The 14,369-nt window shown below is 64.3% G+C and carries 11 protein-coding genes and 1 other RNA gene; 7 read left to right on the forward strand and 5 right to left on the reverse strand.

Annotated features, from left to right (window positions below):
- The 5 genes from EB084_08405 to EB084_08425 all read left to right on the forward strand — a co-directional run.
- Positions 1-346, forward strand: a 346-nt coding sequence (locus tag EB084_08405) for a hypothetical protein (protein NDD28269.1), incomplete at its 5' end; no start/stop codon positions are given.
- Between the two features lie 66 nt (positions 347-412).
- Positions 413-1,498, forward strand: coding sequence for a hypothetical protein (locus EB084_08410; protein NDD28270.1), 1,086 nt, complete (start codon positions 413-415; stop codon positions 1,496-1,498).
- Between the two features lie 6 nt (positions 1,499-1,504).
- On the forward strand, positions 1,505-3,589 hold the full coding sequence (locus EB084_08415; GenBank protein ID NDD28271.1) for an adenylate/guanylate cyclase domain-containing protein: 2,085 nt from the start codon (positions 1,505-1,507) through the stop codon (positions 3,587-3,589).
- On the forward strand, positions 3,586-5,172 hold the full coding sequence (locus EB084_08420) for a type II/IV secretion system protein (protein ID NDD28272.1): 1,587 nt from the start codon (positions 3,586-3,588) through the stop codon (positions 5,170-5,172). Before EB084_08415 ends, EB084_08420 begins: the two co-directional genes overlap by 4 nt.
- A gap of 2 nt (positions 5,173-5,174) precedes the next feature.
- Positions 5,175-6,299 (forward strand): GAF domain-containing protein, encoded by a 1,125-nt coding sequence (locus EB084_08425; GenBank protein ID NDD28273.1) that lies wholly within the window; start codon positions 5,175-5,177, stop codon positions 6,297-6,299.
- On the opposite strand, the gene EB084_08430 is transcribed toward EB084_08425, so the two are convergent.
- From EB084_08430 to EB084_08445, 4 genes are all read right to left on the reverse strand, one after another.
- Complete coding sequence (locus EB084_08430; GenBank protein NDD28274.1) at positions 6,268-6,693, reverse strand: hypothetical protein; 426 nt, start codon at positions 6,691-6,693, stop codon at positions 6,268-6,270. The genes EB084_08425 and EB084_08430 overlap by 32 nt on opposite strands.
- On the reverse strand, positions 6,690-7,979 hold the full coding sequence (locus EB084_08435) for a serine--tRNA ligase (GenBank protein ID NDD28275.1): 1,290 nt from the start codon (positions 7,977-7,979) through the stop codon (positions 6,690-6,692). Before EB084_08435 ends, EB084_08430 begins: the two co-directional genes overlap by 4 nt.
- A gap of 126 nt (positions 7,980-8,105) precedes the next feature.
- Positions 8,106-9,173 carry a hypothetical protein gene (locus EB084_08440; GenBank protein ID NDD28276.1) on the reverse strand — a complete coding sequence of 356 codons (1,068 nt, stop codon included), beginning with the start codon at positions 9,171-9,173 and terminating at the stop codon, positions 8,106-8,108.
- 62 nt (positions 9,174-9,235) lie between these two features.
- On the reverse strand, positions 9,236-10,519 hold the full coding sequence (locus tag EB084_08445) for a type IV pilus twitching motility protein PilT (protein ID NDD28277.1): 1,284 nt from the start codon (positions 10,517-10,519) through the stop codon (positions 9,236-9,238).
- On the opposite strand from EB084_08445, the gene EB084_08450 reads away from it, so the two are divergent.
- Positions 10,518-11,597 carry a DMT family transporter gene (locus EB084_08450; GenBank protein ID NDD28278.1) on the forward strand — a complete coding sequence of 360 codons (1,080 nt, stop codon included), beginning with the start codon at positions 10,518-10,520 and terminating at the stop codon, positions 11,595-11,597. The genes EB084_08445 and EB084_08450 overlap by 2 nt on opposite strands.
- Positions 11,598-11,773: 176 nt before the next feature.
- Positions 11,774-13,309, forward strand: a complete 1,536-nt coding sequence (locus EB084_08455; protein ID NDD28279.1) for a hypothetical protein — start codon at positions 11,774-11,776, stop codon at positions 13,307-13,309.
- A 177-nt stretch (positions 13,310-13,486) separates the two neighbouring features.
- Here the strand turns inward: EB084_08455 and ssrA are convergent.
- Positions 13,487-13,838, reverse strand: a transfer-messenger RNA (tmRNA) gene (gene ssrA, locus EB084_08460).
- Positions 13,839-14,369: the final 531 nt, after the last annotated feature.

The raw sequence follows: 14,369 nt of genomic DNA on the forward strand, positions 1-14,369 counted from the left end.
TCTCGAGACCCTGGAAGGCGGAACAGGGGGACGCGACCCCATGAACATCCCCCTGCCCCGAGACCTCGTGGGCGGAGACGACGGCTTCCTGTTCCAGGTCGAGGGCGACAGCATGCGTGACGCCGGCATCCTCCACGGCGATCTGGTCATCGCGCGTCGCCGCGACGAAGCCGAAGACGGCGACATCGTGGTGGCCGTGGTGAATCAAGACGTGACCGTGAAGCGCTTCTTCAACGGCAACGGCGTGACCCGCCTCGAATCTGACAACCGCCGCATGAAGCCCATCTTCGTGCGTGACGCGCGGGTGCTGGGCAAGGTCGTCGGGCTGATCCGCCGCATCTACTGACGCTTCGCCCGACGTCGCTCCGCTGCACCCCGAAAGATATCGCCCCGCAGCCCCCAGCAGAGGGTTATGGCTCCTGGACGTGGTAGAAACGAGACGTCCACGAGTAAGTGGAAAGCGGGGCGCTCGACGCCCTCCGACACCCCTGCTGGAGGTCTCATGAGACGCTCGAATCGCTCGCTCCGATCGGTCATCGCCACCTGCATCACGACCTGGGCCTTGCTCACGACATCGCTGCGCCCCGCTGTGGCCATCGAGCCGTGGCGCATCGTGGTGCGCGTTCAAGGACGGGTGGAGAGCCTCGAGCCGGGGCAGACCGCCTGGGCCCCCATCTTCCGATCGCGTCGCCTCAACGATGGCGCCTTCGCGCGCACCCAGGCCGAGTCAGAGGCCTGCATCAACCTCGCAGATCAGTCGTCGTTCCGCATCGGGCCCAGCAGCGAGGTCGAGATGACGAAGTTCCAGCTCACTCCCGAAGGGCGCACCGTGGTGTTCAACCTGCGCTTCGGCAAGATACGCGCCGACGTGGCCAAGAGCCTGACACGAAGCTCCCGCTTCGAGGTGCGCACGCCGAACGGCGTGCTTGCTGCGCGCGGCACCGAGTTCTCGGTCACGGTCATGCCCGAAACCGAGCTCAAGCGCCTCCAGGGCAGACCGTCGAAAGCCCAGGCGGCCACGCCAGAGGCAGAGATGCTCCTGGCGCAGAGCACTCCGCTGGTCACCCTCGTGACGGTGCACGAAGGTACCGTCACCGCCCAGCTCGATGGCAGCAACAAGAGCGTGTCCCTGCACGCGGGCGATAGCGCCGTCATGACGGGCGGTCCTTCATCTGGCGGCAGCACGCCTCCGGGCACAGGAGTTCCCCAGGTCAACCCACCCGGCTTCCCGAGTGACGCCGTGATGCCGGACACGGCCCCGAACCCTCCGTCACCGCAGGAGCAGGCCGTGCGCGCACAGACGCACGGCTTCCAAGACCCGTCGCTCTCTCCTCCGGGAAGCACCACGAATGGCACCAGCGGAAACGGGAACGGCGCGACATCGAGCACGTCCCCACCGCAGTTCTCTCCAGGGAACACCACCACCCCGCTCGAGAACACGACGGGCGGACAAGGCGGAGCAGGGAACACCGGTCGCATCAACATCATCGTGAAATAGGCCGACGTGGCGGGGCGCGCGCAGGCACGAGGCAAGGTCACCTTCTCGAGACGCGAGCGGTTCTTCTGCCTGCTGCTGAGCGGCGGGGGCCTCTTCGTCTTCGTCGTCCTCTGGGTGCTCCTGTCCGTCGCGTCACTGGCGAATCTCGGAAACCTCGTCGACGTGGTCGACGTGGTGGGGCGGCTCAACGAAGGCCTGCAGTCATTCACCCTGAAGCAGCGCGCGCACGAAGCCGACTACCAGAAGCAGTCTCTGCTGGCGCTGAACAAGGTGAAGGACAGCATCGCCCTCATCGTCGTCGACGACGAGACCCTGCGCGATCCGCGCTTCAACGAGTGGCCGATACCCCGAAGCCGTTACGCCGAGGTCATCGCGAAGATGGAGAAGGCAGGCGCGCGCGCCATCGGAATCGACGTTCTGTTCCTCGAGGCCCAGAAAGCCTACCCCAAAGCCGACGAAGCCCTGCGTGATGCGTTGAAGCGCTCGCAGAAGGTCGTGCTCGTCGACACGGTGATCCGCAACGGCAGCGGCGCGCTCGTGTACCAGGAGCCCCTGCCGCTGCTCATGCAGGGGTGGAGCGATCGCGAGAAGCTCGAGAAACTGGGCGTCACCTACGAAGGCGACGAGAGCGTGAAGTCGGTGCCGCTCACGGTCGCCCTCGATGAGGGTCGTCGCTTCTCGTTCGACACCCTTCTTGCGGCGCAGGCACTCGGCGCAGGCATCGATCGCATCGTTGATCGCTCCGAGAGAGGCTTTGTCCAGATCGGTGACAGGAGCGTTCCGCTGATGTCGGGTGCGCTCACCATCAACTACTTCTGGCTCGGCACGGCGACCCAGAGCGACGTGAAGTACGACACCCACGGAGGCGCCACGGCAGAGAGCCTGTCAGTGAACTACTACCCGATGTCGGCGCTGTACGACATGAGCGACGCAGACCTGGGCTACTACTTCAAGGACCGCACGGTGCTGCTCGGCGTCACCGCCCAGGCTGGCCACGATCTCAAGATCACTCCCGTGGGAAAGATGGCCGGGATCGAGGTGCACGCGAACGCACTGCTCACGATCTTGAGCGAGGGGTATGTCTACATGGTCGGCATCTATGCGGAAGCCGGCGTCGCCCTCGTGCTCTGCCTGCTGATCGGCGCCGCGCTGCCCCGTCTCGACGCGAGAATCGGCGCGCTGACGCTCTTCGCCCTCGAGGCAGGCCTGCTCTGGGTCTCGTATGCGCTGCTGCTTCGACGCAACATCTGGTTCGCGCCCGCGCTGCCCATGCTCTCTGCTGCGCTCGCCTTCGTTCTCGTCACCCTGTACCTGGTCAGGGCGGAGCGCAGAGCCAAGATGCTGATGAAGTCCTTGTTCGAGAAGGCCACGCCGGTGCGCGAGGAAGACGTCATCGAGTTCCTGCTCTCTGGCAAGACAGACGCCGACCAGTTCGAGCCCGAGCTCGAGGTGCGCGAGCGAACCGTCGTCTTCTCCGACATCCGCGACTACACGGTCATGTCGGAATCGATGAATGCAGACCGCGTCATGAACACGCTCAACGTGTACTACTCCGAGATGCAGACCGTCGTCAACGAGTGCGGCGGCAAGATCTGGGAGTACATCGGAGACGCGCAGATGGTGGTGTTCGGTGAGAAGACGAACGGGCGATACCCGCCAGAGTGCCAGGTGCTGCCAGAGTTCGCAAACATGAATCCGTCCGATCAAGCCGTCCACGCGAGCATCCGGATGGTGGAGAAGCTGGAGCAGCTAAATGCCCGCGCCCGAGAGACCGGCCTCCCCGTCCTCGACATCGGCATCGGCATCAACTCAGGCCCCATCTCGCTCGGCACCATCAAGAACAAGGGCAAGCTCGTGTTCGCGGCCATCGGAGACGCGGTGAACGTGGCCGCGCGCATGCAGGCGATGAGCAAGGAGATGTCGTGTCGGATCCTGCTCACCGAGACCACCTACAACCAGCTCGAAGACGTCTATCTCTCAGACCGTATCGATAATATCAAGGTGAAAGGGAAGGCCGAACCCATGACGGTGCACAGGATCTTCGCCGGCCAGCAGGCCCGGGAACGCGAGACCAGGGGAGAGCGCTCATGAACGAGTTCACGCGCGCGGCCGGAGCCCCACCTCCTGTTGACACCGCCGAGATGCAGCAACGGGCGCGCCTCATGCACACGCAGTTCATCGACCTCCGCGCCGTCGCCCTCGACCGCGAGATCGGCAGCGTGCTGCCAGAAGCCATGGCGCGACGCTACCAGATGGTGTGCATCGGGAAGCTCGAGAAGAAGATCACCGTGGCGATGCTCGATCCGCTCGACATCTTCGCGCTCGATGACGTGAAGATTCGGACGGGGTTCGACGTGGAATCGGTCCTTGCCGACACCGAAGCCATCGATTGGGCACTCAAGCGCCTCTATGGCGAAGACTCGTCGTGGAAGGAAGTCATCGACTTGGCCGAAGGGCTGACCGTCGATGTCATTCACGACGCCGAGGAAGACAGCGACAAGGACGTGGTCATCGACCAGCCCGTGATCAAGCTGGTCAACATGGTTCTGCAGCAGGCGGTCGAGCGCAAGGCCTCAGACATCCACATCGAACCGCGTGAATCAGACACCCTTGTGCGCTATCGCATCGACGGCGTTCTGCACGAGATCATGACCGTTCCGAGAACGGTACAGCCCGCCATGATCTCGCGCCTGAAGATCATGGGGCGCCTGCGCATCGACGAGAAGCGCATTCCGCAAGACGGCCGCATCCATCTCTCGATGCAGGGGCACGAACTCGACTTCCGCGTCTCGACGCTGCCTACCCTGAACGGGGAGACGGTGGTGATGCGAATCCTCGATCGCAAGGCGATGAAGGTCGACCTCGGCGCCCTTGGGTTTGCCGAGAGCGATCTTCGTCGATGGGTCGAGCTCCTCGAGCACCCGCACGGCATCATTCTCGTGACCGGCCCGACCGGAAGCGGAAAGTCCACCACCCTGTACTCGTCACTGGCCAAGATCAACAAGCCAGACGTGAAGATCCTCACCATTGAAGACCCGGTGGAGTACAACCTGCCCGGAATCGTTCAGGTGCAGACGAATCCCAAGGTCGGCCTCAACTTCGCGGCCGGGCTGCGCTCGTTCTTGCGCCAGGACCCCGACGTGATCATGGTGGGCGAGATCAGAGACCGCGAGACCGCCCAGATCGCCATCGAGGCCGCCCTCACCGGACACCTCGTTCTCTCGACCCTGCACACGAATGACGCAGTGAGCTCGGTCACGCGCCTCGTCGACATGGGCGTCGAGCCGTTTCTGCTCAGCAGCACCATGATCGGGGTCATTGCGCAACGGCTGCTGCGCACGACCTGCAAAGCCTGCGCAGAACCCGTGGAACCCCACGCGGAGCTTCTCGAGACGCTCACGAGGCGAGGCTTTGCGCGCGAATCACTGACCCTCACCCGAGGCGTCGGCTGCAACGTCTGTTCGAAGACAGGATACAAGGGCCGCATGGGCATCTACGAGCTGCTCGCCGTCGACGAGAAGATCCGTGAGATGATTCTCAAGCACGCCTCGAACGCCGAGCTGACGGTGCAAGGGAGGGAGGGGGGCATGTTGAGTCTCTACGAAGACGGCATCGCCAAGGTCGCTCGTGGGGTGACCACCTACGAAGAGCTGATGCGGGTGACTGCAGAGTAGCCATGACAATGAACAACAACGCCGACAACGACAAGATCACCTCCCTCTCCCGCCTGATGCACGCGAGCCACGAGCTGGCCCGTTCCACCGATCTCGACGAGCTCCTCAACAAGGCCATGCTCTCGATCATCGACGTGACAGACTCCGAGATGGGTTCCTTCCTGCTCGTCGACGAAGACACCAACGAGCTGTACTTCCGCAAGGCCTCTGGGACATACGGTGAGCTGCTCCAGACCATTCGGCTGCCCATCACCGACAGCAGCGTGGCCGGGTGGTGCGCGGTGCATCGCGAGGTAATCATCGTGAACGACGCCATGAGCGACCCTCGGCACTACAAGGGGATCGACCAGATGACCTCGTTCACCACGCGCTCTCTGCTGTGCGTGCCCGTGCTCTGGGGCGACCGCCTGTTCGGCGTTCTAGAGGCCGTCAACCGAAAGAGCGGCCAGTACTCGCAGACCGACGCCGAGCACCTCTCGATGCTCGCCACCCAGGTAGCCGTGGCCCTCAACAACGTGCGCGTGGTCGACCAGCTGCAGAACTTCTTCGCGCACATGGTCGATGTGATCATCACCGCGCTGGAAGTCATCGACCCCTCGAACCGCGGACACGTGGTTCGGGTCGCGCGGCTGTCCACCCTCATGGCGAGGGAGCTCGGGCTGCCCAGCAAGCAGATCGAGCAGGTGCTGTACGCTGCGTACTTCCACGACATCGGTCGGCTCTTCAATGAATCGGCCCACACCGGCGTACGTGACCACAACGACGTGGCGCGCGGCGCGCAGCTCCTCGAGCAGATCAAGCTCCTCGAGAAGGTGGCGCCACTGGTGCGCCATCACCTCGAGCGCTACGATGGCAGCGGAAAGCCTGGACGACTGCGCGGCGAGGAGATACCCCTGGGGGCGCGCATCATCGGACTTGCCGTAGAATACGATGAGGCCTACGCCCGATCGGTGGGGCATCTGCCCCTGCACGTCTTTCAAGCGCAGTTCCTCGATCAGGTGGCAGAGCGACACGACCCCCGCCTCGTCGCGACGCTGGCGCGTCACATCGCCCAGTCAGCTCCACCCGAGGCGAGAGCCACCCCCGCAGACACGGTCACATCGGAGCATAGCCCAGAACTCCCGTGACCTTCCATCCGCGTCCCTGCAATGCGTAGCGCACTCGCTTGAATAGGCTGTAGACCGAGAAGAAGAGGCGCAGGCGCAGGTGATCGATGACGAGCAGCGGTCGACCATCGAGCCGCGCTACGAGCTTGTCGTCGATCACTCCGTCATCGACGAAACGCACCCGCAGCCGCGGTCGTACGGTGACCATCTGACCACGACCGAGACGGGGGGCGATGACGATGACGTCGAGCCCGTCACCATCGTCAGCCGGCACCTCGGGAGCGCACCCGTAGTTGAACGGACAGGGCAGCACCGACCAGAACTGAAGGGCGAAGCGCGCATCGCGACCACGCGCCACCTTGCGGAACGACCAGGCGGGTATCTCGATGACGACGTCGACCGCGGATGCGCTCAGGAGACGCCCCCCGCGGGAATGCGGTCAACCCCCATGTAGGGCGCGAGCGCTGCAGGAAGGGTGACCGACCCGTCGGCCTGCTGGAAGTTCTCGAGCAAGGCCGCAATGGTTCGCCCCACCGCGAGACCAGAGCCATTCAGGGTGTGCAGGTATTCCGGCTTCCCCTTCGGCTGTCGTCGGAACTTGATGTTGGCCCGACGGGCCTGGAAGTCGGTGCAGTTCGAGCACGACGAGATCTCGATCCAGCGGTTCTGCCCAGGGGCCCATATCTCGAGATCATACTTCTTCGAGGGCGTGAATCCGAGGTCACCCAGGCAGACCGATACCACGCGATAGGGAATCTCGAGCCGCACGAGCAGCTGCTCGGCATCGGCGACCATCGTCTCGAGCTCATCGTAGGAGTCTTCAGGCTTGCAGAACTTCACCAGCTCGACCTTGTCGAATTGGTGAACGCGCACCAGCCCCCGCGTATCCCTTCCCGCGGCACCCGCCTCTGATCGGAAACAGGGCGAGTAGGCGGTGTAGTGAAGCGGAAGCGCGTCGGCCTCGAGAATCTCGTCACGGTGGAGATTGGTGAGCGGCACCTCTGCCGTTGGAATGAGATAGTACGGAGGATCGACCTGGCACTTGAACAGATCTTCCTCGAATCGAGGAAGCTGGCCCGTACCGAACAAAGAATCGCGGTTCACCATGAAGGGCGTGAGGAACTCGGTGTAGCCCCGCTCACGGGTGTGGACATCGAGGAAGAAGCTGATGAGTGCGCGCTCGAGGCGCGCGCCGAGCCCCTTCATGACGATGAAGCGCGATCCGGTGAGCTTGGTCGCCCGAGAGAAGTCGATGATGCCCAGCCGCTCCCCCACCTCCCAGTGAGGCAGCGGGGTGAAATCATAGGCGCGAATCTCCCCGCCACGGCGCACCTCGATGTTCGCGGCATCATCGGCTCCGTCGGGAACAGACTCGTGGGGCAGGTTGGGAATGACCTCGACCAGCGCCTGACGCTCCTCCGCGGCCGCGTCTGCGTCTGACTCGAGAAGCTTGATGCGATCGCCGAGCTGGCGCATCTCGAGCACCACGGGCGCCGTATCCTCACCGGCCTTCTTGCGCTGAGGAATGCTCTCGGAAACAGCGTTCTTGCGCGCCTTGAGCTGCTCAACCTCGGTTGTGAGCGCTCTCCAGCGCTCATCGACGGCCAGGACACGGTCGACCATGCCTGTATCTGCCCCCCGCCTGCGAAGCGAGTCGCGCACGGCATCCGGATCTTTTCGCACGAGTGCAATGTCTAGCATGAGAACCCTCTCGAGGCTGGAGCGGCATTCAGGGAGAACGCCCTCTCAGCCCATGTGTTTGACCACGGGAAGCGCCAGGCAGATCGCCTCACGAAGAGGCGGAAGCGCCGCGCGTGCGGCGCCCGGCTACATCTGCGCGGACAGCATCTTCCTGAACTCGTCGGGACGGAAGGACTTCGAAAGCGCCTCTTCCTGCGAGATGGCATTCTTTTTCACGAGCACACGCAGGGCCTGCTCCTGGGTCTGCATGCCGAAGTCTCGACCCGCCTGCGACATCACGCCGCTCAACAGACCTGTCTTGCCCTCTCGCAGCATCGCCTTCACAGGCGAGATGCCGGCCAGGACCTCGAATGCCGGCACCACCCCTGGCCCGTTGCTCTTGCGCAGCAGCGTGTGGGAGATGATGCACTCTGTGGCGGCGGCCACGATGTTTCGCGCATGCTGGCTGAGATGCGCGGGATACACATTCATGAGGGACTCGCAGGCCAGCATGACACTCGGCACCTTCATCACCGCGATGCAGAGCGTGCCCCCGAGCGCGAGGCTGACAGCGGCCGAGATCTGCTCGTAGGTCTCCATCTCGGTGGTGACCACCACATCGGCCTGCTGATAGGAGAGAGTTTCGAGTGCCGCCTCGTAGTTCAGCACGTCGGTGCCGATCTCGCGCTGGATGATGGTTCCCTTGCGGTTCTTGTGAAGATAGTCGATGGGATTCTCGAACGAGACGATCTGGACCGCCCGGGTCTCGAGAAGATAGCTCACCAGCGCGGCGAGGGTCGACGATTTCCCGCTGTAACGGGTGCCGCACAGAACGATGAGGCCCCCTTTGATGCTGCCGAGCAGGCTCTTGATGTTGTCGGGGAAGCCCAGCTCCTCGAGCGTGGGCGGGGCCGGCGGATGGGTCGAGATGATGAACGCCACCGAGCCGCGCTGCTGAAGCGCGTTCACGCGGAACCGCGAGAGCCCCGGGATGCTCTGTGTGATGCTCAGGTCCTTGTTCTCGAAGAAGTAGTATCGCTGCTCCTCGCTCAAGAACGACTCGAGCAGTGCGGCCGTGTCGGCGGGGCTGACGAGCTGGTCGCTCACCGGCGTGAGCTGGCTGCCGTTCCGGAGCAGGATGGGGCTTCCCGGCACGATGTGCATGTGGGTCGCCCGTCGCTCGACGAGAAGGGTGAACAGTTCAGGAAGGTTCAACGCGCGAGCTCCTTAAGACTTGATTCAATCGCCGTGCCTGTGAGAAAACGTGGATGCGAGCCTCAATCGACCTTGCCCACGAGACGCTTCAGCTCATCCGGGCTCGACGCCTTTGCGATGGCGTCTTCGAAGGTCACAAGACCCTGGAGATACAGGTTGCGCAGCGCCATGTCGAGAGACTGCATGCCCAGCGACGCGCCGGCCTGGATGATATTGGGGATCTGATGGGTTTTCCCTTCGCGGATGATGTTGCGCACGGCAGAGTTCACCGGCATGATCTCCATCGCCATGACACGTCCGCCCCCCTTCGCCTTGGGCACGAGGGTCTGACAGAGAACCCCTTCGAGGGTCACTGACAGCTGCATGCGGATCTGCGCCTGCTGGTGGGGAGGGAAGATGTCGATGACGCGATCGACCGTACTGGCCGCGCTGTTGGTGTGCAGCGTTGCCATGACGAGGTGACCGGTCTCCGCGGCCGAGATGGCGATGGAGGTGGTCTCGAGGTCGCGCACCTCACCGATCAAGATGACGTCCGGGTCTTGTCGCAAGACGTGCTTGAGCGCCATCTGGAAGCTGTGGGTGTCGGCGCCCACCTCGCGCTGGCAGATGACGCTGTTCTTGTCCTTGTGGAGAAACTCGATGGGGTCTTCAACCGTGACGATGTGACAGCGGCGGTTCTCGTTCACGTGGTTGATCATGGCCGCCAGCGTGGTCGACTTGCCGCTGCCCGTGGGGCCCGTGACGAGAACGAGCCCACGCGGCTTCATGGCGAGCTCCTTGATGATGGGCGGCATCTTCAGCTCATCGAGGGAGAGCGGTCGCGACGGGATGACGCGGATGGCGCATCCCCAGGTGCCGCGCTGCAGGTAGACGTTGATTCGGAAGCGGGAGAGCCCTGGAATCGAGTAGGCCAGGTCGAGCTCGCGATCGGCGATGAAGCGCGCCTTCTGCTCGTCGGTCATGATCGATTCGCACATGTGGCGCACGGCCTCTTGGGTGAGAATCTCGTAGCTCACCGGGGTGAGATCGCCGTCTACCCGGATCATGGCGGGGCTGCCCGTCTTCAGATGCAGGTCAGACGAAGCCCGCTCGACCATCTGGTACAGCAGATCTTCGATCGTCAGTTCGGTGTCGCCCAGGACGTCGTGCTCGTGTGTCTCCACGGGAGGCCTTCCTCTCGATGTGCACGAGGCGATGGGCGTCGAAGCCGCACGCTCGCAATCTGTGGTGCTGTTTCTTCTCGACACCGACCAATGCCTCCCGGAAGCGGCAAGGCTCCACGGGAGGCGCGCCTGCACGCCCCCGCCACAAGGCTTTTGACCCGAGACGGCGTACTCTGCCTGCATGCGACTGAACCTCGCCCCGGGCATCGGAGCCGCACTGCTGGCCGCGCTTCTCTTTGGAGCCAGCACGCCGATGGCCAAGCGGCTCCTGGGTGAAGGTCCGAGCCCGTGGATGATGGCGGCACTGCTCTACCTGGGCTCTGGGCTCGGGCTCTACCTGACCCGCCGCATACGCGGAAGCGCCGCAGCCAGCCTCAGCAGAGGAGAGTGGGCCTGGCTGGGGGGGGCCGTCCTGGCTGGCGGTGTCGTCGCTCCCGTGATGCTCATGGCCGGCCTGACCGCAATGCCCGCGTCGGCCGCGGCCCTGCTGCTCAACGCGGAAGGCGTGTTCACCGCCCTTCTTGCCTGGTTCGTCTTCCAGGAGAACTTCGATCGCAGGGTGGCCACGGGAATGGTGGCCATCATCGCGGGGGCCGTCGCCATCGGCTGGCCCGCCGGTGGACGCATCGAGGCCGCGACAGCGTGGCCTTCACTGGCCGTCCTGGGCGCCTGTCTCGGGTGGGCCATCGACAACAACCTTACGCGCAAGGTCGCTCTGGCCGACGCCACCGCCATCGCCATGATCAAGGGCCTGGCCGCTGGCGCGACCAACCTCGCACTCGCCCTGTCCATCGGCAGCGCGCTCCCCGCGCCCCGCATCGCACTGATCTCCATGCTCATCGGATTCCTGGGCTACGGCGCCAGCCTCTCCCTGTTCGTGGTCGCTCTCCGCGCGCTCGGAACGGCTCGAACCGGCGCGTACTTCTCCATCGCCCCGTTCTTCGGCGCCCTGCTGTCGATCGTGATGCTGGGAGAGACGGTGACCCCCGGAATCGTGACAGGCAGCCTGCTGATGGCGGTGGGCGTGGTGCTGCACCTGACAGAGCATCACGAGCACGAGCACACGCACGATGAGATCGAGCACGAGCACGAGCACACCCACGACGGGGGTGATGATGATGACCACGACCACGCCGACGAAGGCGGCGTTCCCCTCGGAACGCGCCATGTCCATGTCCATCGCCACGTCGCCGTGACACACGTGCACGCGCACTTCCCCGACGCCCACCACCAGCACACACACGCGCCTCCCCACGCCTGACCTCCAGAACCGGCGTGGAGACGGTCCGGCGCAAACCGATCGCCTGGCCATGACGGGCGCCAACCCGGCGATGAGGCCGACGCCTCGCAAAGACACCGAAGCACTTCTTCGCCCACGACTGCAACTGGCGCGCCAGTGACGCTCTCACCCTGTTACGACGCGATGACGCGAACGCGATGTCCCCGCGAGAACCAGCGCCGCAGCGCATGGTCGCAGGCGAGGGGCTTCGTCTCGCGCGCAGGGAAGGTCGAGGCAATTGCATGACCCGCGCAGGAACCGTTGTCTGCCCAGCCGTCCGCGGTACCGATAGAGCCGCCATGCCTGCCCTGCCCTCGCGGGCAGATGCCCTGCGCGAGCAGCCGTCAGCCGACCCTGCGTCGCCGCCCGGCTCGGAGGGGAATCGCGCAGACCGGCTCGATGCGCTCATCCACGCCCGTTCGCACGATGAGCACACCGTACCCAGCCTCGTGACCGCCGCTGGGAGAGGCGTGAGATCGCTCTTCATTCCCAACGACGTCGAGCACACCATGACGCCCGACTACCCCGCCACCCGGTTCTGGTGGCTCGGGCGCGAGTTCGCGAACAACCTCTCGTACGGGTTCGCAGGCGGCCAGGCCACGTCGATGGCGCTCGAGATGGTCGTCAAGGCCCAGACCGGAGGGGCGGTGGCCATCATCGGGCTGGGGCTGGGCATGTACTGGTTCCCCAAGGTGGTCGACCAGATCCGGAACGCCTCATCGGTGGCCGCCTCCGCTTGCTCGTCGGCCGCTGACCGCAGGCCCAAAGCCTGGTTCCTCGCCGCAGACGCGATCGACAACCTGGGCAACGCCGCGATGAGCTGTGCCGCCCTGGTCCCTTCCGCCTACGCCCCGCTCAGCATCGCCACAGGAATCGCCTTCACGGTGGCAGGGGTCTTCAAGCGACGCGCCCAGGCAAACATGTTCTACCGCCAGGCTGTGAACCCCACCCAGACCTTGCCCGAGGTGAGCACAAAGGAGAGCAATCAGAGCATCCTGCTCAACCTCGTCTCGGTCGCCGCGGGCGCTGGGCTGCAGTCCCTGGTGCGGTCCACCGCCCTGGCCTACGCGCTTCCCGTGATCGGCTGCGCCACGGCGGCCCTGGGCGTGGCTGCGACCGTGAAGTTCCTGTCGCACCTCGACATGGAGAACATCAACGAAACGGTGGTGCGCAACGCCGTCGAGGCACTCGACAGCGGCCGTGAGCTGCCCGCGCCCGACCGTCGGACGATCTCCCTGGTCAGACAGCTCGCGGAACGAGATCGAATCGTGCTCGGCCGCCCGCTCGATCGGCTGAAGCAGGCCGGCGCGGAACGCTACCAGCAGCTGCTGAAGGCCTATGCAAGCGAGAAGTACGTCCTCGAATCGTTCAAAGGGCAGCCTTACGTGGTCTTGAAGCGAGATGCAAAGCCGGTCGACGCGCTGTCGGCCATGGTGCAGGCCATTCACGTCGAACGGCTCGCAGCCTCTCCGGCCTATGCAGAGATCGCCCAGCGTGACGGCTCGGACGCAGCTGACTTCTGGGTCGTCGAGCAGAGCCTCGCGGCGGCGCGCAAGCACGCACAAGCGTTGCTCGAACGCCTCGGTGCCAAGGGCTGGGCCACAGATCTCGTCGACTTTCGCGATTCTGAAGAGCGCGTGACAGAGGAGGAGCTCACCCTCCCCCTGTCTCCCGACCAGATCGCGCTGCCCTGACAACGGGCCTCGAGCCTTGTCGAGCCAGCCCTGCCGCGGCCTTGGAGCTCCTGATGATGCACACGGGAAGATCTCTCCGTCGACGCCCTGTCGGCAACCCCAAGAGAGAACGAAACGCATCGCAGAACGCACAGCGCCCGAGCGTGAAGCCCGGGCGCTGTACCGCTGGGGGAGTGGTGGTGGAGGTGGCGGGAATCGAACCCGCGTCCGAAAAGGTTCAGATAGAGACCAGGCTACGAGCGTATCCCGTGTTCTGGGATTCGGCCGGCGGAGCTCCCAAGGGCAGGATATCCGCGTCCCTAGCTTCCTTGAATTCCCCCTGAGTCCGAAAGCGGCTACTCAGAAGTAGTCGGCATGCGTGACGCCCATGACCGCCCCTGCCGACGAGAGCGGGTGGACGTCGCCGCTCTAGGCGGCGAGTGCCAGGTTGTTGTTGTTGGCAGTTATTGGTTTTCCGCTGTTTAACGAGACCGCGGATCTCGGCTCGCGTTCGCTACGTGAACACTCCCCGTCGAAACCGGTCACCCCCAGGTCATTGACGACACGCCCGCGAGACAACGCGTTCGCACCGCCTTCGTACTATAGCACGACGCCCGCGCGCACGCAATCGTTCCCCGCAGCAGAGACGGGCTGACGACATCATCCGTCAACATCGTTCAGAAGCTGTTAACATCGGTAACAGCACCGACACATCTTCTTCCCGACAGGTTGTGCTACGTTCGATACGAGAGAGCAGAACGTAGAGGGGAACCGGTTGCCCGTGATCGCACCCGCCGGAAGAACGCCTGTCCGAACGCCGTGGAACGGCCTCCCAGCAAGACATGAGTCCGAGCCCGTCCACTCCACGGCAGATTCCTGGACACCCTCCGCGACCGCGAAAACCCCTTCGAGACTGCCGGACCCACGCGCTTTCGCGTCGTCGACGGTCAACCGCCTTCACGCAGGACGCAGCCACTCTCGATTGAGCGCCATTGCGTCAGCGGCGCTGATCACGTGCAGCGCACTGGCGAGCAGCCTCACTGGAGCAGCTCTCCCCCTGACGTCTGCCAGCGCCTCGTTG

The sequence above is a fragment of the Pseudomonadota bacterium genome (assembly GCA_010028905.1).
GTDB lineage: Bacteria > Vulcanimicrobiota > Xenobia > RGZZ01 > RGZZ01 > RGZZ01.